This is a genomic window from Virgibacillus dakarensis (assembly GCF_900155625.1).
GTDB classification, from domain to species: domain Bacteria; phylum Bacillota; class Bacilli; order Bacillales; family Amphibacillaceae; genus Lentibacillus_C; species Lentibacillus_C populi.
The window spans coordinates 2,813,425-2,839,026 of the sequence record NZ_LT732554.1 but is presented as its reverse complement, the minus strand read 5'-3'; the positions used below and the strand labels follow the sequence as shown (position 1 = coordinate 2,839,026).

24 protein-coding genes are annotated in these 25,602 nt (G+C 40.1%); 8 read left to right on the top strand and 16 right to left on the bottom strand.

Annotated features, from left to right (window positions below; all coding sequences use genetic code 11):
• Positions 1–77: 77 nt before the first annotated feature.
• From CZ382_RS23205 to CZ382_RS24605, 4 genes are all read left to right on the top strand, one after another.
• Positions 78–971: a TIGR01777 family oxidoreductase gene (locus CZ382_RS23205; RefSeq protein WP_088053415.1), complete on the top strand. Its 894-nt coding sequence runs from the start codon at positions 78–80 to the stop codon at positions 969–971.
• 362 nt (positions 972–1,333) lie between these two features.
• Positions 1,334–1,891 carry a GNAT family N-acetyltransferase gene (locus CZ382_RS23200; RefSeq protein ID WP_088053414.1) on the top strand — a complete coding sequence of 186 codons (558 nt, stop codon included), beginning with the start codon at positions 1,334–1,336 and terminating at the stop codon, positions 1,889–1,891.
• Positions 1,892–1,940: 49 nt separating this feature from the next.
• Entirely contained in the window at positions 1,941–2,081 is a 141-nt protein-coding gene (locus CZ382_RS24970) for a YfhE family protein (RefSeq protein ID WP_102415744.1), read from the top strand.
• Between the two features lie 178 nt (positions 2,082–2,259).
• Positions 2,260–2,388, top strand: coding sequence for a hypothetical protein (locus CZ382_RS24605; protein WP_268811342.1), 129 nt, complete (start codon positions 2,260–2,262; stop codon positions 2,386–2,388).
• Positions 2,389–2,809: 421 nt separating this feature from the next.
• Here CZ382_RS24605 and CZ382_RS23190 read toward each other — a convergent pair whose 3' ends face one another.
• Positions 2,810–3,154, bottom strand: a complete 345-nt coding sequence (locus CZ382_RS23190) for a hypothetical protein (RefSeq protein WP_088053412.1) — start codon at positions 3,152–3,154, stop codon at positions 2,810–2,812.
• Positions 3,155–3,325: 171 nt separating this feature from the next.
• Here CZ382_RS23190 and CZ382_RS23185 point away from each other — a divergent pair, with 171 nt between their 5' ends.
• A complete protein-coding gene (locus CZ382_RS23185; protein WP_088053411.1) occupies positions 3,326–3,742 on the top strand; it encodes a helix-turn-helix domain-containing protein in 417 nt (138 codons plus the stop codon).
• 355 nt (positions 3,743–4,097) lie between these two features.
• On the opposite strand, the gene CZ382_RS23180 is transcribed toward CZ382_RS23185, so the two are convergent.
• The 8 genes from CZ382_RS23180 to CZ382_RS23145 form a co-directional block, all read right to left on the bottom strand.
• A complete protein-coding gene (locus tag CZ382_RS23180) occupies positions 4,098–4,799 on the bottom strand; it encodes a hypothetical protein (protein ID WP_088053410.1) in 702 nt (233 codons plus the stop codon).
• 2 nt (positions 4,800–4,801) lie between these two features.
• Positions 4,802–5,656: an ABC transporter ATP-binding protein gene (locus tag CZ382_RS23175; RefSeq protein WP_088053409.1), complete on the bottom strand. Its 855-nt coding sequence runs from the start codon at positions 5,654–5,656 to the stop codon at positions 4,802–4,804.
• Complete coding sequence (locus CZ382_RS23170; protein ID WP_088053408.1) at positions 5,646–6,023, bottom strand: GntR family transcriptional regulator; 378 nt, start codon at positions 6,021–6,023, stop codon at positions 5,646–5,648. The genes CZ382_RS23175 and CZ382_RS23170 overlap by 11 nt, the downstream gene beginning before the upstream one ends.
• A 252-nt stretch (positions 6,024–6,275) precedes the next feature.
• Positions 6,276–6,455 (bottom strand): Arc family DNA-binding protein, encoded by a 180-nt coding sequence (locus CZ382_RS23165; protein ID WP_088053407.1) that lies wholly within the window; start codon positions 6,453–6,455, stop codon positions 6,276–6,278.
• A 22-nt stretch (positions 6,456–6,477) separates the two neighbouring features.
• Positions 6,478–7,323, bottom strand: a complete 846-nt coding sequence (locus tag CZ382_RS23160) for an SPFH domain-containing protein (RefSeq protein ID WP_088053406.1) — start codon at positions 7,321–7,323, stop codon at positions 6,478–6,480.
• Between the two features lie 86 nt (positions 7,324–7,409).
• Positions 7,410–8,282 carry an MBL fold metallo-hydrolase gene (locus tag CZ382_RS23155; RefSeq protein WP_088053405.1) on the bottom strand — a complete coding sequence of 291 codons (873 nt, stop codon included), beginning with the start codon at positions 8,280–8,282 and terminating at the stop codon, positions 7,410–7,412.
• A 425-nt stretch (positions 8,283–8,707) separates the two neighbouring features.
• The gene (ltrA, locus tag CZ382_RS23150) at positions 8,708–10,006 is read right to left on the bottom strand and encodes a group II intron reverse transcriptase/maturase (protein ID WP_088049344.1); all 1,299 of its coding nucleotides are present in this window, start codon (positions 10,004–10,006) and stop codon (positions 8,708–8,710) included.
• A 777-nt stretch (positions 10,007–10,783) separates the two neighbouring features.
• A complete protein-coding gene (locus CZ382_RS23145) occupies positions 10,784–12,919 on the bottom strand; it encodes an ATP-dependent Clp protease ATP-binding subunit (RefSeq protein WP_088053404.1) in 2,136 nt (711 codons plus the stop codon).
• A gap of 317 nt (positions 12,920–13,236) precedes the next feature.
• Here CZ382_RS23145 and CZ382_RS23140 point away from each other — a divergent pair, with 317 nt between their 5' ends.
• Entirely contained in the window at positions 13,237–14,253 is a 1,017-nt protein-coding gene (locus CZ382_RS23140; RefSeq protein ID WP_088053403.1) for an LCP family protein, read from the top strand.
• A gap of 84 nt (positions 14,254–14,337) precedes the next feature.
• On the opposite strand, the gene mbcS is transcribed toward CZ382_RS23140, so the two are convergent.
• From mbcS to CZ382_RS23120, 4 genes are all read right to left on the bottom strand, one after another.
• Positions 14,338–15,918 (bottom strand): acyl-CoA synthetase MbcS, encoded by a 1,581-nt coding sequence (gene mbcS / locus CZ382_RS23135; protein WP_088053402.1) that lies wholly within the window; start codon positions 15,916–15,918, stop codon positions 14,338–14,340.
• Positions 15,919–16,065: 147 nt separating this feature from the next.
• Positions 16,066–16,863, bottom strand: coding sequence for a delta-lactam-biosynthetic de-N-acetylase (gene pdaA / locus CZ382_RS23130; RefSeq protein ID WP_088053401.1), 798 nt, complete (start codon positions 16,861–16,863; stop codon positions 16,066–16,068).
• Positions 16,864–17,288: 425 nt separating this feature from the next.
• Positions 17,289–18,089 carry a YfkD famly protein gene (locus CZ382_RS23125; protein WP_088053400.1) on the bottom strand — a complete coding sequence of 267 codons (801 nt, stop codon included), beginning with the start codon at positions 18,087–18,089 and terminating at the stop codon, positions 17,289–17,291.
• Between the two features lie 245 nt (positions 18,090–18,334).
• A complete protein-coding gene (locus CZ382_RS23120; protein WP_088053399.1) occupies positions 18,335–18,727 on the bottom strand; it encodes an OsmC family protein in 393 nt (130 codons plus the stop codon).
• 138 nt (positions 18,728–18,865) lie between these two features.
• Here CZ382_RS23120 and CZ382_RS23115 point away from each other — a divergent pair, with 138 nt between their 5' ends.
• Both CZ382_RS23115 and CZ382_RS23110 read left to right on the top strand, forming a co-directional pair.
• A complete protein-coding gene (locus CZ382_RS23115) occupies positions 18,866–20,041 on the top strand; it encodes an MFS transporter (protein WP_088053398.1) in 1,176 nt (391 codons plus the stop codon).
• Positions 20,025–21,272 carry an MFS transporter gene (locus CZ382_RS23110; RefSeq protein ID WP_088053397.1) on the top strand — a complete coding sequence of 416 codons (1,248 nt, stop codon included), beginning with the start codon at positions 20,025–20,027 and terminating at the stop codon, positions 21,270–21,272. The genes CZ382_RS23115 and CZ382_RS23110 overlap by 17 nt, the downstream gene beginning before the upstream one ends.
• Before the next feature lie 226 nt (positions 21,273–21,498).
• Here the strand turns inward: CZ382_RS23110 and CZ382_RS23105 are convergent, their stop codons facing one another.
• The 3 genes from CZ382_RS23105 to nrdD form a co-directional block, all read right to left on the bottom strand.
• On the bottom strand, positions 21,499–22,665 hold the full coding sequence (locus CZ382_RS23105) for a DUF4317 domain-containing protein (RefSeq protein WP_088053396.1): 1,167 nt from the start codon (positions 22,663–22,665) through the stop codon (positions 21,499–21,501).
• Positions 22,666–22,986: 321 nt separating this feature from the next.
• On the bottom strand, positions 22,987–23,640 hold the full coding sequence (locus tag CZ382_RS23100; protein ID WP_088053395.1) for a 4Fe-4S cluster-binding domain-containing protein: 654 nt from the start codon (positions 23,638–23,640) through the stop codon (positions 22,987–22,989).
• Between the two features lie 17 nt (positions 23,641–23,657).
• Complete coding sequence (nrdD, locus tag CZ382_RS23095; protein WP_088053394.1) at positions 23,658–25,601, bottom strand: anaerobic ribonucleoside-triphosphate reductase; 1,944 nt, start codon at positions 25,599–25,601, stop codon at positions 23,658–23,660.
• Position 25,602: the final 1 nt, after the last annotated feature.

Genomic DNA, 25,602 nt, shown 5'->3' with positions numbered 1-25,602 from the left:
GTGTGTACGACAATTTGTAGTTAAAGAATCGTAAACCTCTATCAGGAATATACTTATAGAAAGAAGGAGTGAGCAATTTGAACATTTTAATTACCGGCGGAACGGGGTTTGTCGGCCGCCACTTAACAAAACGGTTGCTGGATGAAGATCACCATGTATACATTTTGACCCGCTCCCCTGATCTCTACCAGAACACCGATAAAACAACCTACATAAGCTACCAGCATAATGCTAAGACCCTGCCTGTTCTCCATGCCGTTGTAAATCTTGCGGGTGAATCGCTTTTTGGCTATTGGACAAGAAAGAAAAAGAAGGCTATCTTAACGAGCAGAATTGAGACAACACAAGCCGTAATCGATCTGATGAACCAAATGGATCGGAAACCATCTGTGTTTATCTCCGGATCGGCTATCGGTTTTTATGGAACGTCAGAGGATTTTATTTTCACCGAGGGAACAACCAAACCTGGTGAAGATTTTCTGGCTAGTGTTGTCATGGAATGGGAAAAGACAGCCAGTCAAGCGGAAGAAATGGGCATTCGGACGGTTTATACCCGATTTGGCGTGATTCTGGGAGAGGCGGGTGCCCTTCCACTGATGGACTTGCCTGTGAAATGGTTTGTGGGTGGCAGAATCGGTAGCGGTGAACAATGGATTTCCTGGGTGCATATCACTGATGTTGTCGAGTTAATTTTATTTTGTTTGTCCAATGAGCATATCGACGGACCAGTAAATGTGACCGCACCAAATCCAATGCGCAATAAGGAATTTACCAGGACACTTGCGAACGTGTTGGGCAGGCCTTACTGGCTGCCTGCCCCTTCCCCATTGGTTCGCGTTGGGTTAGGACAAATGAGTCAGCTTATCACAAAGGGTCAATATGTCTTGCCAAGAAAAGTAGAAACATTTCGTTATCCATTCCGCTATCCCAATTTGGAGGGAGCATTGAAGCAAATTCTGCAGTCCGAATAACCGGCAACAATTTGTCACAATTTGTCTTAAAAAAAATGATTCCTTTTTGCAAATAACCTGTGTAAAATAGAGGCAAGAGGTCTGAAACTGGAAGTCGGATTGGCTGAAATTGGTGAATAGCCGATTTCAATTATAAAACCAATCTCTGAAATGGTAATTGCTTTTACTGGCAAAATGAACACAGATTTGATTTATATAGGGAAGGCAAATGGTGCGCCACCAGTGATTACTGGTTCTAGTGGGTTCGATTCCCACCCCGAATTTTTGTTGATCGCTAACTAAAAATTCGTGGGTGTACCTGATGCAAGCATTCCTTCCATTTATTAGGATATACCCACCTGTAAATAAGGAGGGTATTTTTTATGCTGAAAACACGTGATTTGCATGAAGTTCCTGCATTGTTTGATCTAGTATCACACCCGGAAGTGTTTCCATATGTCAGACATAAGGCGGCAACATGTGATGAATATTATTTTATTACGAGACAAACGATGGAAGCAGAGGAAAATGGTGAATTAATTTCTCGAACCATTTTAGACGAATACGGGCAGCCGATCGGTACGATAAATTTATTTGATATCCAGGACAATTACGGGTTTTTGGCTACCTGGATCGGTAAACCTTATTTCGGGATGGGCTACAATAAACCAGCAAAAGAGCAATTTTTTAATGAAGTATTTTTCGAGCGTTCTATCGAGGCTATTTTTATGAAAGTGCGCAAGACAAATACGCGTTCATTGAAGGCTGTGCTGAAATTGCCGTACGCAGCGTTAGCAAACACGATTTATCCACAAGTATATGAGCAGATTAATCCACAGGAAGCGATTTACGATCTTTTTGTCATTACGAAAGATCATTTCATCTCCTATCAGCAGTTTGCCAATGCCGAACAACTTGCCACCGATGAGGAAGTTTCCTGATTTAAGTATATTTCTTCTTGTATAGGAAATCCTATTCAAAAAGTGAGGGATGTCTGTGAAGAAAAATCCGAAAAACCATCAACAGGACGAAAGCTTTTTAAACAAGACCCAACAAGTACATTACCAACGCGAGTTCAAAAGCGCGGACAGGGTGTATAATCAGTTTAGTCAAAAAGGAAACCGGGGATAAGCACGGGAGCTCACGATGACGAGGAAACCAAGATTAACAGTTGAAATAGCATACCGTATCACGTGATGGACAGTATGCTATTTTTGTTCGTATTGCTTAACATAGAAAGCAATCATTAAGGTGTTAAACAACAAATAAGAGGAGGATTTGTATCCAGCAAGATCGACAGGCTAAGAATTTGAGTCCCAGTATAAAACCGGGATTTGCTGGAACCGATGCCAAAAAAGTAAAACAAGAAATCAAAAAAGATATTAGCGAAGGACAAGGTGCAATGACTGCCCGAGAAGCGGGAGCAATGCATGATTAAAAAACCACACTTAGTGGTTTTTTAATTTTAAGTACTGTATATCCCTCATTGTAGAGATGCAGCAAATTTAATGATGCGGTTTACGTTTAAAAAACGATAGCGATAAAAGACAGCTCCCTTTTATCGTAAACAACCGAAATCCATATGTAAGTTCGGCTTTTCATTCGTGTGTTATTTTTTCCATGCTAACAAAACAGCTTGGGGTAAACTCTTTTTCTGTAATAGTTATCCCTTCTGTTTATCCACAGAAATACAATATCTGTGCATAACAGTCATGAAACTGGTTCCTCTCAGTCCAAGTTATCAACAACAGGATTGTTAATAACTTAGCTAATTCCTGTTGATTATGTTAATAAGCTAGCTGAGTTTTGATAAACAAGCTTGTTTTTTGTTGATAACGTTGTTGATAACTTATACCGAATTAATTAGCTATTCCAATTTGATATGCAGCTGGTTTTTCTTTCACTTCAAAACCGTCATCAGACTCTCCATTCTGGGAAATCCGCCTATATAACGTTTTTGTAGCTTCCTTCTCTGCATCGTTCTTTTGCTTGCCAAATCCGTATCCTGTCATAATATCTGCCATTTCAAATTCCAGTGCAGCCTGCCAAACAGCCTCCTTGTTAACGTTCCAGAGAAAAATCGTAACCGTATTATTCCCTGATACATGTATTTCGAAATCTTCTTCGTGAAACATGGCACGTAACATGAAAGATTTCGTCAAACTCGTGATGGTGTGATGATACAAAATCAAACAGCTGACCATATCACAATTCCCCTTTCTTCGTTCTATTTGAGAACATTTTACTATATGTTCTTTATTAGAACAATGAAAAGCATTTCTTTTCTCCTAGTCGTGATAGGATTAATTGTGTCTTACCTAAGATTTCCACATAGAGAAATCAAATTTTAATCCTGATTAGTAGAGTGTGATAACATGAGTTTGGAGCAGATTTCCTACAATATTAAATTTTTACGTGAACAGCATGAATGGACACAGAAGGATCTAGCCGAAAAGCTGTCAACATCGCGTTCGGTTATAGCCAAATGGGAAAATAACGTGGTGACCCCTGATGTGTCATCATTAATAGAACTTAGTGAAGTTTTCGATGTAACTATTGACCATATCGTCGGAAACCGTTCATTACGTGAGGACCTGCTCAAAGATTTTAAACGAGTATACAGTTCCAAGGAAAAACCTTTTGATGTTGAGGTAATGGAAATTGTGGAATACCTTATGAAACATCCAGAGCTAAAGGAACAAATTCACCGATTGAAGAAACTGCCACTCCGAAAACAAAAATCGCTCCATCTTTTATTTGCGAATATGATTGAGGAATTTGAACGACTGTAAAAGGGATGAGCAGCTCATCCCTTTACTTTAAAGGTAAGAAAGTATAAAAATCCTGGCTCTATTCTGCTCATGCCAAGGTAGGCCACATCCGGCTCCAGCGCCCAGCGGCTAGTATGCAACACCCGTCTTCGTACGATAAGTCAACATCGGTTACAGGGGAAGTTCGGTTAAAACCGCGACGACAATCGCCACACCGAACTGACCAACGTCCTGTTGGCCTCAGCTCACCGTGTTTCCTTTATCTCCTACGGTAGGAATGTTCGGTTAAAACCGCCGCTTTGCGCGACAACACCGAACCACCCTGCTTGGCAGGGCGCAGCATATACGCCGCTAACCGGGCGCTTCCACCTTTGTTCTACCGTGCTGCTTCCGTTGTTATTCTGCGCAGCATTATCCACGTAACTACGTAAAGCACAATACCCACCGCAAATACCTCATAAAAGAAAGTCATATCGAAGGATTGAAAAATATCGATAAAGAAGTCGGCAATCCATCCCTGTGCCAATCCAAATAATAATATAATCGCAAGTGTGCCGACAACAACACCGCCACCTAATAACCCATATTTATAAAATAATAATCCAAGCAGAAACATGAACGACAAAAGAAAGAACATCACTGTTGCATCGATAATAACACGTGTCAGCCATGTATCAGTCAGCAGCTGCGCCGGATGGATTAGCTGGTATGAACTGATACCCATTTTGTCCGTACCAAATAGGATAACAGAATGGATCGTATTGGCCAACACCGACTTTGCTAAAGCCAAACCTAGAAAAAACAGCCCCATTCCTGCAAAAATATTTTTCCTTGTTGACCCCATTTTTATCGAAAATGGGATCCCGTGCTTCGCTTGAATGAACCCGGTTATACCGCAATAAATATAAATTGCCATTGACAACGCAAAAGTCATTTGACCATTTTCCACATTTAACAGGAAGTATGCCCCCACAATACTAACCAGTAATGTACTCAGCAAAATGCTCCAAAAAATCAGCAATGAATACCGTGCATCTGTCGCATAAAAATAAAGTAACCCTTTCAATTGTCTTCCCATCGTTAAGCCCCCTCCTTTTCTGTTAAATGAATCATTAATTCCTGAATTGGTATCCCTTCAACAGATAGTCCAGCCGCTTCAGCCTGTTCCTGACTGCCGTAAACATATGCGGTCATCATCCCGGCAAGCTCTTTTTTGTTAATAATTTCCTTGTCTTTAATAAAATGCTCAACAGCCTCAGCACTTCCCGTTATAGCATATGTATTATTTCGCAGATTTTCCGCTTCTTCTTTCAGAACAAGTTTGCCGTCCTGAATTATCAGCACTTCTTCAAAAAGCAAACTAACTTCATCAATCAAGTGGGTCGAAAAAATAATTGTCCGCTTTTCACTTTCGTATTCCTCAAGCAGAATTTCGTAAAATTTACGTCGCGCTGCAGCATCTAAGCCAATATATGGTTCATCAAAAATTGTAATTGGGGCTTTACATGCCAGCCCAACGATGATGCCAAGGGCCGAGGCCATTCCTTTTGATAAGGCCTTAACCCGTAAATTTAAGTTTAAGTTGTATTCCTTAATCAAATCATCTGCAAGTATCCGGTCCCATGTTGGATAAAACAGGGAATATATACGTAGCACATGCTTTACCTTTAATTCACGTTTGAAATTATTCCCCTCTTTAATTAGACAAACAGATTCGGTCAATCGCTGATTATCAAACGGCTTTTCCCCGTCGACTAAAATTTCACCGCCTGTTGCTAGAATATGCCCAGATAAGATTTCCATAAACGTTGTCTTCCCAGCCCCATTTCGACCGAGCAGTCCGTAAATTTTTGGCTCATCCAACGTAAATGAAATATTATCAAGTGCTAACGTGTCTTTATATTTTTTCGTCACATTCCTGACATCAATCCGCATGATTGATCCCTCCCTGTTTGATCATTTCCAGTAGTTCATCATTACCCATCCGTAATTTTCTGGCTTCATCCTTTAGCGGCTGTATGAAGTTTTCATAGAAATGTTCTTTTCGCTTTTCAATCAAAATCTCCTTTGCATCATCAGTCACAAACATTCCCACACCCCGTTTTTTAAATAAAATATTTTCATGTACCAGCTCATTAATTCCTTTAGCAGCGGTGGCGGGATTAATTTTGTAGTACTGCGCAAATTCATTGGTCGACGGCACTCGCTCCCCAGGTTTAATCGCACCATTGATAACCGAATCCTCTAGCTGCTCTTTTATTTGTAAAAAAATTGGTTTGTTTTCGTCTAATGTATTTTTCATATACACCACCTCAGCTAAATGGTTAATTACTTATGTAATTAACCCTATAACATGAAGCTATATTTGTCAATAATCATTATGGAAAATTACGGAGACTACCTACACTGAGTGAAAAAAGGGCGAGAGCGTCACCAAAAGTGCCTGAATTTCTTCCCAAATCGCGTAGCCCCCTTTTTCTAACGACTTCCTACAGCAACAAGTGAATAGAAAGAAAAATAAGGTTCCGCACGTCAATTCGTGCGAAACCTTATTTTAATCCTCACCTATTTTTTTATCTTCGCTCTTCGGCAGCCTGCCAGCTTTTTTGGCTGCATCCCTAAGCAGGAATTCCACATGGCTGTTCACACTGCGAAATTCATCCTTCGCCCAGCGTTGTAGAATATCATATAATTTTGGGTCCATTCGTAACGGGAAATTCTTTTTCTTCACCATAGAAACCCTCTTTTTAAACCTATTATTGGTACAGTGTCCCCGTATTAATTACCGGTTGGGCACCATTGTCCGAAACGATTGCGACGAGCAAATTATTGATCATCGCAACACGCCGCTCCTCATCCAAATCAACAATATCTTGCTTTTCAAGACGCTCAATGGCATCCTGAACCATCCCCACTGCACCTTCAACGATTTTCCGGCGGGCAGCAATGATGGCATCTGCCTGTTGCCGCTGCAGCATGGCCTGAGCAATCTCGGTCGAATAAGCAAGGTGTGTTAATCGTGCTTCAATCACCTTCACTCCAGCAACCTTTAATCGCTCCTGCAGCTCTACCGTTAATTCATTCGATACTTCTTCCGCATTTCCTCTTAATGTAAGTTCAACATTCTCAAACGTATCGTACGGATATTTCGTTGCCACAGCACGTATCGCGGTTTCACTTTGAATTTCGACAAACTGTTCATAGCGATCCACATCAAAAACAGCCTTTGCTGCATCAACTACCTTAAATACAATCACGGCAGCAATTTCAATTGGATTCCCATTCACGTCATTCACTTTTAACCGTTTACTGTTAAAATTCCGTACCCTTAAAGAAATGGTTCTTCTTATCGAAAATGGAACTGTGATGACAATCCCTTCCCGTCGGATCGTCCCCATGTATTTCCCGAGGAAAATAACGACTACCGACTGATTTGGCTGGACTAACGTGATACCACTTCCCAGTGTTATGGCAATGATAAGACAAATCCCGCCAACAATGAATTGCTGGTTTATAAAGCTGAATACTGTTCCCGCAATTAGGGCAGCGATAACGATAATTCCTAGAAATCCATTCATCGACCATGCATTTCGCTCCTGCATAGCGACTCCTCCCCCTTATATCCAATTTATATTATTATGATATCATATTTGTTTAAATTTGTAAATACAGTTTTACAGAAAATTTATTACCCAGCTTTTTCCGTCAATCCATCAAGTGGGGTTTTTTCTGTTAAAACAAAATAGCCCTGCCCGTTTGTCACTATCGATATATCACCAAATACCGCTGTAGAATAAATCATGGCATGAACCCTTTGCAGATTGCGAATGACCCGATCTACCGGATGTCCATAATGATTTTTTTTGCTGTACGTCAGAATCGCAATCTTGGGCCTAACAAGTTTCAAAAATGGGTATGATGTACTCGTATTCGATCCATGATGTCCGACTTTGTAAATATCCGATTCGATATCTTTCTGTTGCATGATTCTTTTTTCTTGTGCCTGTTCCGAATCACCCATAAGTAAAAAATCAACCTCGCGAAAACTTACTTTTAACACAATGGAGGATTGATTATTGTTTTTATGTTCGGCATATGAATTTAGGATTTGCATGTCAACCAATGGATCAAGTGTAATCACATCGTTTTCTCTGGCAATCTCAACTGGAATTTTATGCTTTTGGATTTGATTAATATAGCGTACGTAAGTTTTTGTTGAATGGAGCTTACCGGAATCGATTATTTTATCAACCTTAAACGATTTCATTATTAATGGCAGTCCCCCAATGTGATCAATATCCGGGTGGGTTGCAATTAGCAGGTCAATTTTTTTAACCCGACGTTTTTTGAGAAATTCTGCGACAGTTTTGCCTGCTCCCGGCGGTCCGCCATCAATTAGTATTGTTTTGCCACTTGGCGTTTCAATCAAGATACTGTCCCCCTGCCCAACATCAATGAAATGAACCTTCATTTGCTGTTGCTCTGCAGCAAAACTGGGGTTTGGAATCGTAAATAATAATAGTATGAAAACAACGTTAAAAACCTTGAAAATCCGCATCATTAAACATCCTTTTACCATGCTTTAGTACAGATTAGTTTTTTCAAGTTTTGAGTTTATTATTAATTACAGATTATGGCTGGACATCGACCTGAAGATTGTGCGTTCACACCTCAGGATTGCGTACTCGAAGCCCAAGATTGCGTGTTTGAGATTCGAGATCGCTCGTTCACACCTCGTGATTACGCGTTCGCACCTCGAGATTGAACGTTCGTGACCCACTCACTTATCGCAAGCAAAACGCCAGAAGTAGAGTAGAAAACAGGAGTTAGATATTGCCTTCTTGTCCTCGGGTTTCAGGGTTTTCCACCTTACTAAGCCAGACTTGAGGGCAATTCCTCTTCCTGTTCCCCCTCATCAAACCGTACATGAGGTTTTCCCTCATACGGCTTTCCGACGTTCTTCTTTCTTTGGCATTACGTACTTGTCTAACTCGCCAATTTCACTAATTTATATTTGGTCATTTCTATTACCTCGCCCATTTTACTGTGTTTGTGGCGTTTATTTCGTTTCCTGTTCCAAAATATTGTAAGTCGTTCAAGTACATACCAGTCGATACGATTAAGCCATTTCTTAGCTATCGGGGAAGTAAGATAGTAGTTCTTAAACCCTTGCAGCTTTCGATTCAGCCCTATTATGAGATCTTCTATGTCTAGGGACAATTTATTGTTCTTTCCCACATATTCCTTGATCTTCTCTCGCATTTTCTTCATTGCCTTTTTACTCGGTATGTGCGACATCACATGTATTTTGTAACCGCCTTTAATAAGAATAGGGAATTTTCTGTGATGAAGTCCCAAGAAGTCAAATCCATCTGTATTATCCCATATATTGACAAGCCTTGATTTCTCAGGACTAAGTGTAAGGTTCAGTTTCTTCATGATACCTCTTAATACCTGAATACTTTCCAACGCTTGTTGCTTCGTAGAGCACATAATAACAAAGTCGTCTGCATAGCGAACAATTTGCCCCAGGTGTGCAAACTTCTTATTCCAGAGTGAGTCCAATACATTTAGATAGATGTTCGATAATAGTGGCGAGATCACACCACCCTGCGGAACCCCGGTTACAGAATCACGAAAATGGCCATCTTCCATGATTCCTGCTCGCAACCATTTGCGAATGAGTTTTAGTACTCTTCTATCGCTAATTCTCATTTTCACTAGCCTCATCAGTTTATCTTGGTTGATGTTATCAAAATACCCTTTAATATCGGCATCTACCACCCAAGCAGACTTCTTACTGGCTTTCTTGATTTTCGCTATGGCTTGATGGGCATTGCGTTTTGGTCTGAATCCATACGAGCAATCTTGAAAATCTGTTTCGAATATGGGTTCTAGTACCAGTTTTGTTGCCATCTGTGCCACTCTGTCCTTAATGGTTGGGATTCCCAGTGGTCTTGTTTTCCCATTTCCTTTTGAAATATAGGTTCTTCTGACTGGATTTGGACGGAATTGATTTTCCTTTAGTTCAAGGTATAACTCATTTAAGAATTCCCTTTCCCCATAGTCATATACAATCTCATCGATTGTTTGCCTGTCGATTCCACCACTTCCATTCTTGGATTTGACTCTTTTCCATGCTTCCGCCAGTATATCAGGACGATAGATCTTATCATATAGTGCGTGAAATCGTCTCGTAGGACTTTCCTTGGCACAAAGATATAAAGTTGATCGGAGTCGTTGAGCTTTTCCATTGGTGTAGTTAGCCAGTTTTCCGGCATTCACTTACTCGTACCTCCTTTCAAACTTGTGAACGAAGTAGGGTATTGGCTTATGCCGTCCTTCCCTAGACAATGTTGTGTTGTCATCGTCATCATCGGTACTATGACCCCCTCCGACTCCCTCTCAGCCCTTCCACCACTTCACCATCGGCTTATAGGTTTCTGTTTTACTCCGTAGAGTGACCGAGGAGGGTATCCCCAGTTCCGTTAATTACTTTCCTAACATGTCGCTCCCCTTACCCCGAGAGATTCTTCAGTGCTGCTCTTCCAAGTTCTTGACACCTTCCATGGTCTTCTCCTTCCTTTGCCAGGATCGACTTCTCCTTGTCCACGTGTGGGTCTGCTGACGAGGCGGCAGGATTCACTTTTATGTTACGACCTGTTAGGTTGCTCGCACTACTGAGTGTGCTTTGTCACAAGGCTTCAACCTTAGGATTTCTCCACCAGTTACTTGTCAGCTACCAAGCGTCTTGGTACTTACTTGGGTTGGACTTTCACCAACTCGCAATTAACAGCGTGCTGGGCACGCCAAAGGCGCAAGCGCCCGGTTAGCGGCGTATGTGCTGGACTGAGCCGTAGGAGATAAAGGAAACACGACGACCGAAGGGAGTCGATGTTGACTTATCGTACGGAGGTGAAGGAAGCACACTAGCCGCTGGGTGCTGGAGCCGGACGTGGCTTATCCGGTTATTAAGTTATCCACAACCACCAAATTTTATAATTTCCTAGACAACAAAAAAATCCTGCCCCGAAAATCGGGACAGGATCTTCATTCATTCATTTATGCTTGTTTTACGGTAATTTCATCATCAACTACGTCAACATTTACTGCTTTAACTTCATTGTTTTCCAATAACAAATCGGTTAATTGATCTTCAATTTTATCCTGGATAACTCGGCGTAATGGTCGTGCACCAAAACGGCGGTCATAGCCAAGTCGTACTAATTCATGTTTCGCAGCATCTGTAATCGTAATTGCAACTTTATTTTCTTCCATGTTTTGTGTTAATTCATGCAACATCAAATCAACAATCTCGACTAAATTATCTTCACTTAATTCATTAAACGTAATGATCGAGTCAAAACGGTTTAAGAATTCCGGTTTAAAATAAGCACTTAAGTTTTCTAATGTGGAAACCGATTCATGCTCCGTCCGGTTAAAGCCGACATTAATTTCTTTCACACCGGTTCCGGCATTACTTGTCATGATAATAACCGTATCTTTAAAGCTTACCGTCCGGCCATGTGAGTCCGTTAAACGACCGTCTTCCATGATTTGCAGGAACATGTTTTGCACGTCCGGATGTGCTTTTTCAATTTCGTCGAGCAAAATAATCGAATATGGATTGCGACGCACACGCTCGGTTAATTGTCCTGCTTCCTCATGACCAACATAGCCTGGAGGTGAACCGATAATTTTCGATACGGCGTGTTTTTCCATATACTCACTCATGTCCAGACGAATCAAGGCTTCACGTGAACCGAATAATTCCTCAGCCAGTGCTTTCGTTAGCTCGGTTTTACCAACACCGGTTGGACCAACAAACAGGAATGATCCAATTGGACGATATTTTGATTTCAGTCCAGCACGGCTGCGGCGGATAGCTTTAGCAACCTTGTCAACCGCTTGTTCTTGTCCAACAACTTTTTGGGCAAGATTTCCTGCAAGGTTTTTCATTTGCTCTTGTTCATCTTTTTGCAGTTTAGTTACCGGAATACCTGTTTTTTCTTCAATAATTAATTGAATATCTTCCATTCCAACATCAATTACTTGTGCTTCATCCTTCGCTTTTTCCAGCTGTTTCTGCAGTTGAATTTCCTGATAACGAAGATGTGCAGCACGCTCGTAATCTTCTTTTTCCGCGGCTTGTTCTTTCTCCTGAACGATTTCATTCAGTTTCTGTTCAATGGAATCCGAATCTTTTTCCGCGTTGGCCAGATTCAATCGTGAACCGACCTCATCCATTAAGTCAATCGCCTTGTCAGGTAAAAAGCGATCTTGGATATAGCGTTGTGATAATGTGACAAACGCGCGAATAACATCATCAGAGTAACGTACTTCATGAAATTTTTCGTAGCGTTCTTTGATTCCATTTAAAATTTGCACCGCTTCATCGACTGTAGGTTCCTTGACGATAATTGGCTGAAGACGACGTTCAAGTGCAGCGTCTTTTTCAATTTTACGATATTCCTTTAATGTTGTGGCACCAATCAATTGCAGTTCCCCACGTGCTAGTGCTGGTTTTAAGATGTTACCAGCATCCATCTGTGAGCCTTCCGCAGTGCCTGCACCAACTAACAGATGAATTTCATCCACGAAAAGAATAACCTCTTGCCGTGATTGCAATTCTTGTACCAACTGTTTCATACGCTCTTCAAATTGGCCTCTAATACCTGTATTGGCAACCAGCGAAGCAACATCTAGTAAGTAGATTTCTTTGTTCATCAGTTTTGTTGGAACGTTACCCTCGGCTATTTTAACGGCCAAACCTTCCGCAATTGCTGTTTTACCAACACCAGGTTCACCAATTAAGACCGGGTTATTTTTATTTCTTCTATTTAATGTTTCAATAACCCGTTTTATTTCTCCATCACGGCCGATCACCGGATCAATCAATCCAGCACGTGCTGCGCTGGAAACATTTTTGCCTAATTGATCAAGCAAACCATTGCCCCGATTCCCTTGGCGTTGTTCTGTTCTTGTTCCGGCGCCGCCTTGGCCATTTCCTTGGAAAAAGTTCTGGGCAAAAGCATCCTGATTTCCATTAGAACTGGAAAAGAAACCAGTTGGATTCATCATTTGACCTTGTATTTCTTCAAAACATTGATTACATACATGTACCTGCATTTTTTCATTATTTATTTGCATCGAGACGTTAATTGTTGCTGGACGAATACCACATTGTTGACATTTCATCATGTCATTCCTCCTTGTGATTTTCTTTAAAAAGTGTAGGTCAGCTTTTAGATAAGCTGCAGTCAGACTAGTTTAAATAAGCTTTTAACAAGGTTTGACTTTGACTATCTTTGACCTTGTAACCATATTATACTCTGACCTTTTTTGACTTTCAAGTGTTTTAACTGATTTTTTTATGATTTTTTAGGCTGGCGCACAAACATAATTCCTGTAAAATCCGTCATTTACACATGTGTGGCATCTTAAGTCGTCCAGATTTCGTCTTGTTAACTTTTTTGTTTTCACATATAATAAGGGGAACAAAGGCGGGATTCCGGGTGAGCGAATTAAGGACAGAGCGAAGAAGACAACGCAAAAAAACAAAAAGATGGAAGAAAAGAATTCTCCTTATCCTTCTCATCCTATTTATTATTATAGTTGGGGGATTAGGCTATTTATTTTTCCACGCATACAACGCAGCTAAAAATTCATATCAGGATTTAGACCGTCCAGGAGAAAAATCGGCACTACGGGATATGGATGTCACCATTGGCAAGGATCCGATTTCGATTCTGCTAATGGGTGTCGAAACCTATGCTACCGGGGGAGAAAATGGGCGAGCGGATACACAAATCGTAGTAACACTTAATCCACATACAAATACCATGACGATGACTACTATTCCGCGTGACACACAGGTGGATTTGCCTGCTGAAGGGGCAGGGCAATATGCTGGCATTCATAAAATTAATGCGGCCTATACGTATGGTTCCATTACCGGTTATGGTGGAAATAAATTTACCGTCGAGACGGTTGAGCAGTTACTTAATATTCCGATTGACGAATATGTTGCCGTTGATTTTGAAGGATTTCGCGACATTGTCGATGCCCTTGGTGGGGTAACCGTTAATATAAAAGAAGGTTTTTGGGAGAAAAATATTTACAACGATAATAAAAAAATCTATTTCAAAAAAGGGCCTGCAAAGCTGAATGGTGAAGAAGCACTTGCTTTTGTCCGAATGCGAAAACGGGCGGTTAACAATGTATATTCTCGTGATGAACGACAGCGACAATTTATTCAAGCAGCAATTAACGAGGCGGTTTCCGTTGGGACAATCTTTAAACTCGGTGAAATATCCGATATTCTTGGAAAAGATGTCGAAACCAGCCTGACACCAACTGAAATATATGCACTGCAAAAGGTATACTCCTCGATTGATGCGTCGGCTATTAAAACATATACAATCGAAGGATCGGACCAGACGACTAATGGGGGCTCCTATTTTATTCCAACAGATGAAGGGTTAGCAGAAGTAAGCAGGAAATTGAAACAGGAATTGGAATTGCAGGAGTAATCCTGATTTAAACAACCCCAAACGCGATAAAAGCAGTCACGTTTAGGGTTGTTTTATTCGTTTAAACCCATTGCCAGATAAAAATTATTGCATTTTTACCTTTTCTTTTTCTCTTAATTCCACCCGCCTAATTTTTCCAGATGTCGTTTTTGGCAATTCATCAATAAATTCAATAGCCCTTGGATATTTATATGGGGCAGTCAGCTCTTTTACATGATCCTGCAGCTCTTTGACAAGATCTGGATTATTCCCATCTACTCCATCTTTTAGGACAACAAATGCTTTGACTATATTGCCGCGAATCTCATCGGGACTTGCTACAACCGCACATTCCTGAACATAGGCATGTTTGACTAATGCATCCTCCACTTCGAATGGTCCAATTGAATACCCTGAACTAATGATGATGTCATCACTGCGACCTTCAAACCAGAAATAGCCGTCTTCATCTTTGGATGCTTGATCACCTGTCACATAATAATCCCCCCGCTTCGCCATTTTTGTCCGCTCCGAATCCTTATAATATTCCCGGAACAACGCTGGACAATCAAGCTTCACTGCAATATCACCGACTTCCCCGGAGGCCACTGGTTGTCCTTCCTCGTTAATCACATCTACGTCGTTACCTGGTGTTGGTTTCCCCATCGAACCTGGCTTAACCTCCATATCCTTCATCACACCTAATAACAACGTATTTTCAGTCTGACCATAGCCATCGCGTACCGTAACATTAAAATACTTGCGGAACGTATCGATAACTTCACGATTAAGCGGTTCACCAGCGGATACGGCGCTATGGAGTGCTGGAAGCTGGTAATCACTAAGGTTATCGACTTTCGCCATAATCCGATATTCCGTCGGGGTACAGCATAATACGTTAATATCATTGTCCTCAAGCAGGCTTAAATATGTTTTGGCAGCAAATTTTCCGTGATAGACAAAACCGGTTGCCCCAGAGCCCAAAACAGATAAAAACGGACTCCAGATCCATTTCTGCCAGCCAGGACCTGCAGTTGCCCATACTTTGTCCCCATCATTAATACAGAGCCAATTTTCCGATGCTGTTTTTAAATGGGCATAGCCCCAGCCGTGGGTATGTACAACGCCTTTTGGATTACCGGTTGTCCCTGATGTATATGGTAAAAATGCAATATCATCACGTGTTGTTTCTGCCATTTGCAAATCGTCGGACGCCTCATCCTTCAACCGATCCAAAAACAGCCAGCCTGCTGCAGGTTCACCGACAACGAAACGTTTCAATTGCTCGTATTCGTTAATTTCCTCGTATTGCTTAACAAATGGAAAATAGCTGATAACACCACTTACTTCCCCATGGCTAATCCGGTATTGCAAATCATTTGTTTTCAACATTTCCGAGCTTGGGATAATGATAATTCCCGTTTTTAATGCAGCTAAATAAACTTCATATGCTGCAATTAATCTTGGAATCATGACTAACACTTTATCCCCTTTTTTCAAACCATTATTAAGGAAGACGTTTCCAATCCGATTTACGTTTTTCATCAGTTCAGTATAAGTTACCGTTCTCTCATTCCCTGCATCATCCTGCCAAATTAGTGCCTCTCGTTCCGGGTCTGTTGCATAGCGCTCCATTTCCATTACAGTATTATACTCTTTCGGTGCTATTAGATCTTCTCTTTTCATTCTATCAACTCCAATACAAGGTATACTAATAGTATAGCAAAGGTTTCGAAAATTTTAAATACAGAACGTCCGTAAGACCTGCTGCAACAAAAGTTTTTTAGAGCATTAAAAAGCGCAAACACCAGTGATCGGTATTCGCGCTCCTATCTAAAATCCATAAATTGCCTTAGGCAGCATATCTTTTAATACTAAATCGTCAAGACTTTTAAATTGATACCCTTGACTTTTCAATTCCTTAATCAGCTTTGACAAGGCGTCTGCGTTATCAGAGGAAACGGTGTGAAGCAGGATAATGGCTCCGGGATGCATTTGCTTCATAATTTGATCAAATGCGTATTGACCACCTTTCTGGGCTTTCGTATTCCAGTCGGCAAATGCCAACGACCAGAATATATGAATATAACCCAAATCATTTGCCCATTTTAACGATCGTTCATTAAAAACACCTTTTGGCGGGCGCATGTATTTTAATTGTTTCTGATCGGTAATCGCTGCGACTGCCTTTTCTAATTCCTCCAGTTCCATTTTCATCGAATCTTTCGTGAGTATCGTTAAATCCGGGTGATGATAGGAATGGTTGCCAATGATATGCCCTTCATTAGCCATTCGCTTAACAAGATCCGGTTCACTTTTTACATAATGTCCGGTCACAAAAAAAGTTGCTGGAACATCTTCCGCCTTTAACACGTCTAAAATGTCATCCGTATAGCCTTGTTCATAGCCATTATCAAACGTCAAATAAACGACCTTGTCCCCTGAATGGTCAGCGTAATAGGCACCATATTTATCAAGCATATCCCGATACTTGCCAATTTCCGGAACTTTATGGTCGGAATTTTTCTTATATCCCCAACCGAAGCTTTGCGCATGTACTGCCGGGTTCATATAAAAAAAGACAAACAAAGACAATGCCAAGCTTGATACAACCAAGAATAATTTTCGCATAACAACCCACCTGTTTTTTTCTTACTTTTTCCTAAGGGGTTGTTTATTATGCATGAGGGAAAGTGGGTTTGAAAATTATTGAAGGTTTGTTCTGATGCTTGAACATGGATGGGATTGCGCGCTTAGCTCGCATATTGCGCGGCTACGACACAGGATTGCACGGTTGTGTCCTGAGGTTGCACGTTTTGAATATTATGTGTATGAGGGGTTTGCCTTAGGACAGTATTTTTCCTGTTTTGGATAGTATTTTCGATTTCCGGATAGTATTCTACCCAATTTGGATAGTATTTGACCGATTTTGGATAGTATTCTGCTCATTTTGGATAGTATTTTCGATTTCCGATATAGTATTTCTTCCTTTTTATACGGCATTTGACCAATAAGAAAAACCCTGCAAGAGCACTCTCACAGGGGTTGACGATTAATTATTTTAGGTTAAACGTAAAAGAAACGTAATCCTGGATGGGGATCCAGGCACCAATCCCTTGTTTTGTTACATTTTTTACAACAATGGATTTCTTATTACCTTTCAGTTTGATGTATACTTCTCCAAATGTTACTTGACCTTTTTCGCTTACCGCCGGAGCATAAGCTTTTAACGTCCCTATTTTTTCTGTCGGAACAGCGTAGGAGTTATCCTTTTTTGTATTTTGCCCAATTACTGTTTTATAAGATAAAGGCAAATCCGCTTTTTCCTTTGCTTTCAGTAGCATCATTTTTTTAATATCATCCGGTTTGGTAATCTTGTTCGTCAGGGCGCCTTCTACTTCCGTTTGTTGTTTCTGAATATAATTGATTTTTTGGGTGCTGTCACCGCCCATATTGTTCAGCTCATTTTCGTTAATTTGCTGGTATTCCCAGTTGACCGTTGTTTCTGATGATTTGTAGTTGATTGGCCAACGACCCAAGTAAATCATCCCACGATAACCGATTGCAAGAAAAGACGGTTTCACGGTTGTTTCATTTAACATTTTGATGAGATCTGGATTCTCGATCGGAACATCCACTTCGTTAATCAGTCCCTTTGTTGCCTTGCTTGGTTCAACAATCTCCTGATCTTCTGTTGAATTCGGGAATGTATTTTCCTTGGAAATATTCAACGCATGACTTGGTACTTTAAAATCATCCTTTGCTTTTTTCTTGTCCGCCCCAAAACTGTTCACCGGGGATATTAACGTAATGACGAATACGATTAATGCAATCTGCCAAATCTTCCTTCGATTCATGTGTCCCATTCCTTTCTTTTTCTATAGTTTTTTCGGACACATGAATATTATACCTGTTATCTTGAGAAGCGTTCTCCACAATCGACTTTGCGCTTGTCACGATTGACACGCGCACTTTTTGATCGGTTTTCCGTTCGCCTTAACCGTTTCTCGTGCATCTTGATCAATTTCACAGTCCTCTCGATTGAACTCAAATCTCTAAAACCCCCTCCAGAGATAACACTTGGACAGGGTTTTTTATGTTTTTACCTACTTAACTCAACAATCTCCAGACTTTCTTCGATTTTAATACTGTCCTCTACTGAACGAATCATTGAACAATTTTTTCTGGATAATGCCAGGTTTCGCTCTAACTTTTCCGGATTCAAACGATGTCCTTTTATCGTGTATTTTAATGTAATCCTCTCAATACGATTAGCTTCCTTGGCATTTCGCTCTACATCTGCATGAATAATCAAATCGTCATAATCGGTACGCTGCTTATCCAGGATTTTTCGAAAAACAGAGCCGCTGCATCCGGCAATTGATGCAACCATTAATTGAAATGGCCGGAATCCGAACTCCTCATTTCCCGAAACCGATAACGTACCATAGTCAAACTCAGTCCGCATTCCATTATCTTTTAAATAAAATTCCACTGCCAGTCACTCCGATCATTTATGGTATCGTACTAATTCTTATTCTATATTATTTTTCATTATTATTCATGCACAGTGATTGACCATTCTTCGAAAAACGATTACATTTATGGAATGGAAAAGGAGGAGAGGGATGAAATGGCATCAGCAAAAGTCAGATTCTGGATTTTAATTTCACTTGTCACTATCTCCGGGTTTTCCCAGGGGATGCTGTTACCGTTACTAGCAATTATATTAGAACAGCATGGTGTGCCTTCATCGGTAAACGGTCTACACGCAACAGGTCTTTATATCGGCGTCCTGCTCGCGTCTCCTTTCATGGAAAAACCGGTGCGCAAATTTGGTTTTAAACCGATTATTGTTGTTGGCGGATTGCTTGTATTTATCTCCTTAGCACTGTTTCCTGTCTGGGAAGCATTATGGCTTTGGTTTATCCTTAGGGTCACCATTGGCATCGGTGATAATATGCTGCATTTCGGTACACAAACATGGATCACCACTACATCTGCAAAGGAATCCAGAGGGAAAAATATCGCATTGTACGGCCTTGCATTCGGACTTGGTTTTACACTTGGTCCGTTAATGACCAGACTTCTTTCCATTAATGAAGCATTGCCATTTTTCTTGTCGGCATTATTCAGTGCCATCGTCTGGTCCGGGATGTTTTTTGTCCGAAATAAATGGCCTGAAGATGATATAAGTACGCAAAATACGACGAGTTCATTAACTCGTTTTATCCAAACTGGAAAAATTGCCTGGGTGGCACTGTTACCTGCATTTGGTTATGGTTTTTTGGAGGCAACCTTACACGGTATTTTCCCGATTTACGGATTACGAATCAGCCACGATGTTGATATGCTCGCACTTATTATACCTTGTTTTGCCGCTGGAAGTATTATTACACAGCTGCCTTTAGGAGTGTTAAGTGATCGGGTTGGCAGGCGTAAAATTCTGTTATCTGTTGTGACCGCTGGTGTGATCTGCTTCCTTATTGCAGCACTATGGGAAACATCTCTTGTTGCCCTGTTTCTTATGTTTACGTTAGCTGGCATGTTCGTTGGCTCGCTCTTTTCCCTAGGGATTTCCTATATGACCGATCTTTTGCCAGGGTCCCTTTTACCCGCAGGAAATCTGCTAATTGGGATTGCTTTTAGTATCGGCAGCATCAGCGGACCCTATCTCGGCGGTTTATTTTTGCAAATTTTTCCTGGTGTGTCATTTTTTTATGTCATTGTTGTGATGCTGGTCATTGTATTAGTGGCTTTGTATGTGAAGAAAGATGGTGCAGTGCAGGAAAATGTCAGCGGTAGATGATAATTTGTCACATAAAAGCTCGTCTATTTTTTTCACCAAAGCATACATTGTTTCAGAGGTGAAAAAATTGAGAGAAGCAACGACAGATAAATTACACATCTTCATTGTCATGTTCTTTGTTAGTTTAATCATGAGTATTCAATCGCCTATTTTCACCCCTTATGCTGCGAAGATAGGTGCATCAAGTGTTTTGATCGGGATAATGCTTAGTGTCGCATCATTGGCCAATTTAACGGGAAATTTGATTGCCGGACCATTGGTGGATCGATTTGGCAAAAAACTGTTCATTATGCTTCCACTATTTGTATCAGGGACTTTGTTTATCGCCCATGCGCTTGTCTCCGACGCCGCCAGTTTGCTAATTTTGCGTACACTAAATGGATTTTCATTAGCATTTTTAATTCCTGCTGCTTTAGCTTTGCTATCAGGATACGCAGCGAACAGTCAGCAACAGGGGAAAAATATGGCGGTAAATGGAATTCTCGGTACAATTGCGAGTATAATTGCACCATTGATTGGCGGTCAGCTAGGTGCTTTGATTGGATATGCTAACACGTATTATGTCATCGGATTAGCATTGATTTTAACGGCTCTGTATACTGCTTACTTGTTGAAGGAAAGAGAAGTTATTGTTAAAAAAAGGCGAACTTCTAGACCAGTAAACTTTATCCAACTATTAACAATGCCCAATTTATATATTGTTTTTATAACCGGATTTGCTATGATGTATATTCATGGTGTGATTATTTATGAGGTTCCCTATTTAACTGTCGAAAAGGGACTTTCTACTGCCACTACTGGGCAATTATTCAGTTTCATGGGTATCGGAACATTTTTATCCCTATCATTATTTTTCATCAACCGCTTTAACCCAATTAATCGGCTTATATTTGGCCTGTTTGGTATGTGCATGAGTATATTTGCTTTATTTAACGCGTTACTGTCGTTATCCTTAGCGCTTTTTTTACTCGGCTTCTTTTTCGGTATAATGATGCCGGCGATGGCAACAGCAGTAACCGATGCGGTGCCAAGTGAAGGGCATGGTCGAGCGTTTGGCATTATGTCAGCTGTATATTCATTCGGCATGATCATCAGTTCGTTTGTTACGGGGATTATTCGTGATGTAGTTTCACCGTATTTTGTCGCTTTTTCGATTGGAATGTTGGTGCTGACGGTTGTTGGGTATACGTGGTTTCGGGGACTACAATCGGCGCGGGATGATGGTTATTAGGGAAAAGACATAATAAGAAAGGATTACTTGTTTTATTTTCCAAAACAAACAATCCTTGAATAAATTGATACCGGTGGTCGGGGTCGAATAGACACCTCCGAAGGAATACGATTTAAAATTTCTTACCTGTAATTTCCCGAATTATAACATATTAGTTACAAGAATAGGGACCGACCTTATGCTTCCCCTTCGAAATGGAAGGTAGGAGATTCGCCCACCCTGCTTCCTAGTTAAAAGCCTCTGGAATCATTGTGAACCCCTCGATCACGGTATCTTCCTCAACTTCAATTAATATGCAGCGTTTCCCGTTAAAATTGACCTGTCTCACATACTTTAAATCTTGTGGACTGATTGAAATTTTTGCAACTTTTGTGTCTATTTTGATAGATTTAGCGTTATATTTTGGCATGATATTGCTTGCCTTCAACTCATATTTTTCATCATCGGTAACTTTCTGGAAAGCTGCTTCTACCTTTTCTACATTTACTTCTTCCAAACCACTCATTTTTAAAACACGTTCCACTTCTTTGTGGCCCAATTTCGGTGTTTCTTCACCCTCATTCTCTTCAACCACGTGGTTGATTTCCTCATATACATTGGCAAGAGTTGAGGTATTCAGTTGACCACCTGTTACATCCTTGACAATTTCCTCAAAAACGAATTTATCCTCTTCTGCGGTTATCGCTTCCTGCGCATTTAATACTTTCTCGCTGAACTCGAAACCAAGCTCATTTGCTTTACCTGCCGAATACAGAATGTGGTTGACATCTGCCGCATTATCGGTGAAACAAGGAAATAAAAAACCCGCTATCGGCGCATTAAGATTAATAATCGGATCTACGACAATATTGTACTTGAATTCCTTCTCAACATAGTCAAAAAGCAATTCTTTTTTTGGATCTTGGGTTTTATTGATGCTGCAAAGAATAAAGGAATGGGAATAAACAGCATCCCGTTCACTCTCCTCCGTCTCTTCATTCCGACGCTTCATTGGCTTTAAGTATTCCCCCCGGATGAACGTTACAACAATATCCATTTCATATTGTTTATCTTGCAGCATTTTTTCCACGATGAGAAGCATTTGCTCTTTCCATTCTTCTGTATTGCTGCTTAATAACCCTTGATGAAGAATAAGCTGACTGTTATTTTCTGCATCACGCTGAAATTTTAATTCAAATAACTTTTCATCCATTTGGCCTGTTAGTACTTTTTTGAAGTTATTCATAAATAACTCTTGCTGGTCTTGATCTAACATTTCAAACGGTTGACTTTGCTGATGATAAATTTCGCTTGTTTCCTTCATAATATAAACATTAAAGATTTCGGTAACCTTCAATAAATCATTATCTACTTTAAATTGTTTTCGAATATTTGCTACGTCTTTTTTGTTCATATATCGTCCCACCCTAGTCTGTTTTGATCTGCAATAAAAGGTGGAGGGTAAATCATGAAATCCATTTGATTTACCCTCCGTCCCTTGAATTCCTTTTATTGTAACATAAAACTTAAAGGTCAGACCCCAAGTTTCATTACTCATTGTATAAAGACATGAACGATATTCGCAAAAAGTACGAACGAAGATAGAGCAACGAAAACAAGAAGGGACTGCCCCAAAAGTCTAAATAAGACCTCTGGGGCAGTCCCCGAGTTTATTGGAATAATTTCTACAACGATGCTAGAATTAACTGTCATTGAAAAATGGTTAAGCGTTCCCTTATGGGTGCATAAACTCGTTTAAAAAGTAAGGTACTTCACTATGATAAAGTGCCTTTTTCTTATCAACAAAATGGCAGATTTCTTCAAAAAATGCTTCATCAAGTATCGGATACTTCACTGTTCGAACTTGGTCGAGAATGGAGCCGTGTTGAATGACTAAGTCTACACTTGCCAGTAAATTATCAACTACCTTTTGCGAGGGTTTGATTCCCATTACTGCTAGGAAAATCTCGGCATCCTCTTTTGGGTCTAAGGCATGGTATGGTAATTTCATATCAATATGGATCCCATCTACAAGATTTTCTTCGTAGAGTTTTCTTACCTTTTGATGATAGATTCCACTCGTTGTTACGATAATTCGGCCATCAAATAGCTGTCTAACATTAGTGAGGACTTCACAAATGTCATCTATTTTGTCAATTAAAAATTCGCCACCACTAAACATCACTGCATCGAATAAAAATCCGCTTTTCTTTAAATAGTCGTACAAATCTTTAGGTGTCTTATATTCCCTCGGTGTATTAGCAATTATTTCATCGTAATTATGACAGCCAAAACAATGAAGTGGACAACCTGATAATGTGTGTAAAAGTAATGTCGTATGGTTTGGTAAATCATTAAATGTACGAATAAAATTGTTGTAAAAGTTCATTGTTTATGTTGTCCTCCTTATTGACGAGCAACATCTTGTAATACTTCTTCTTTCAAGCGGTGTCGGACATTCCAATCATGTCTTCTTGCTTTTGACCAGAAGTTGTATTTTCCTTTATAGTACCCCTTTTCATCAACTTGGATATTATTTCTTGCTATCATTTTCAAGTAACCTATTACACGACTAAATGTTGCAATGTCTGTTGCGTCACAAGTTGGACAGTGATGAATGTTTTTGGCATCTTCTGCAATGATTTTCTGCCCGCAAGACATACAAGAAGTGATTGTAGGTGTCAATGTAATATAATTGATTGGTTTTTCAAAGATTTTATCTAAATAAGTTGCTAACTTCTCCGGTGCCACTTTTGATTCCAGGAAATGGTGTAATACACTTCCGGATGTTGCATAGCCTTGGAATTCTGCGCTGTTTTCCAGTTGCGCAAAGAAATCTTCTTCAGAGAAGGGAGTCATACAACCACTTGTGAGGTATGGGTTGTCTCCTTCACCTTGAGTGAATATTGCGCGGTTATTCACTTTTGCCCATTTTACATCATGACGAGCTAATTTAATTGCGGCATTTTCTGCTGGTGCATATTCAATCCCGCAAGCTACCTTATCGCGGACAATAAAGGAATTAACAATCTCTGTCATATATTGCATGAGTTCATGGGCAACCATTTTTCCTTCATTATCCTTTATTCCATCCTGATATCCAAGGTTAATAATCCCTTCGTTCATACCTGTTACCGCAAATACATTGAAGTAGTTTTTCAAGTTATCATTGTACGCAAAGAAGGTGGGATATAATTCTTTATGACTTTCAATCCAGCTGCGTTTTGCCATATGACCCTCTTGCATCACTTCCATGTATTCTTTAATTTTCCTCTTCACTAATGCCATATCATGCCCGAATTCTAATAAAATTCGGTTCATATTTAAGTTTAGGACTTGTACGGCACCAGTTGATCCTGTGGAAGATCCAAAGACGCCACCACCAGCTTTCGAGATTGTTTTCAGATTGATTTGTAATCGGCAACAAAGGCTTCTGCTAACTTCCGGGTCTTTTGCCTGGATTAGTGGGTTTAATACTTTGTAATATGGGTCTTCAAATGGTTTCGTTTTGAAGTTTTCAAAATAGACACCACCCCAGTTATACATTTTATCTAACAATTTTAGGAATAATGGATTTTCATAATTGAAATCATCATCCACTTGAACTGTAAGTAATGGGAATGTAAATGGAATACCTCCACTTCCTGTACCATCACTCATAACATCGATAATTGCCTTATTAATTCTGTCAAAGTATTCACTCGGAATATCTTTGTATTGCATTAATCGCAGTTCGCCACCAATTACAACATATTCATCCTTAATTTCTTCGGATGGCTTACCAAATTCTAGGGTGACATTTGAAAAGCTACTTTGTGCACCAGAACGTAGTGGCATATTCAACTCCCAAATCATGCTTTGAAATAGTTGTTTTAAGTCATCAGCTTCGTATATCACGCCATGTGTTTCCTCATCATATAAGTAAGAAGCAGTAATCGTTGATAATTGTGCTAACATAACTGCGCCGGATACTTGTTGAGAAACAAGTGTTACAACATTACTGAAGTGACGAAGTAGAATGGATAGTCGTTTTGTTGGTTTAGACTCGATCATATTTTTTGCTAGTGCTGGAATTCCTTTTGTAGCAATGTCCAAACAGCTAATGGATACACAGTAAGGTGCAAGCTGTTTATCATGAACATAAATACTTCCGTCATCATAAAGCTCCTTTAATCTTGGTGGCAGGATATGCTTAAATAAATACGCTTCTTCTGCGTAATTATGTATGTTATGGCGAAGCAGTGGAAGAGAGTATACATAATTACTGTTTTCGTGCTTTAAGTAATCAGCTCTTTTGTCTTCTACATTAGATGTGAATTTTTGGATAATCTGTTCGGTGTTCTTAAACATT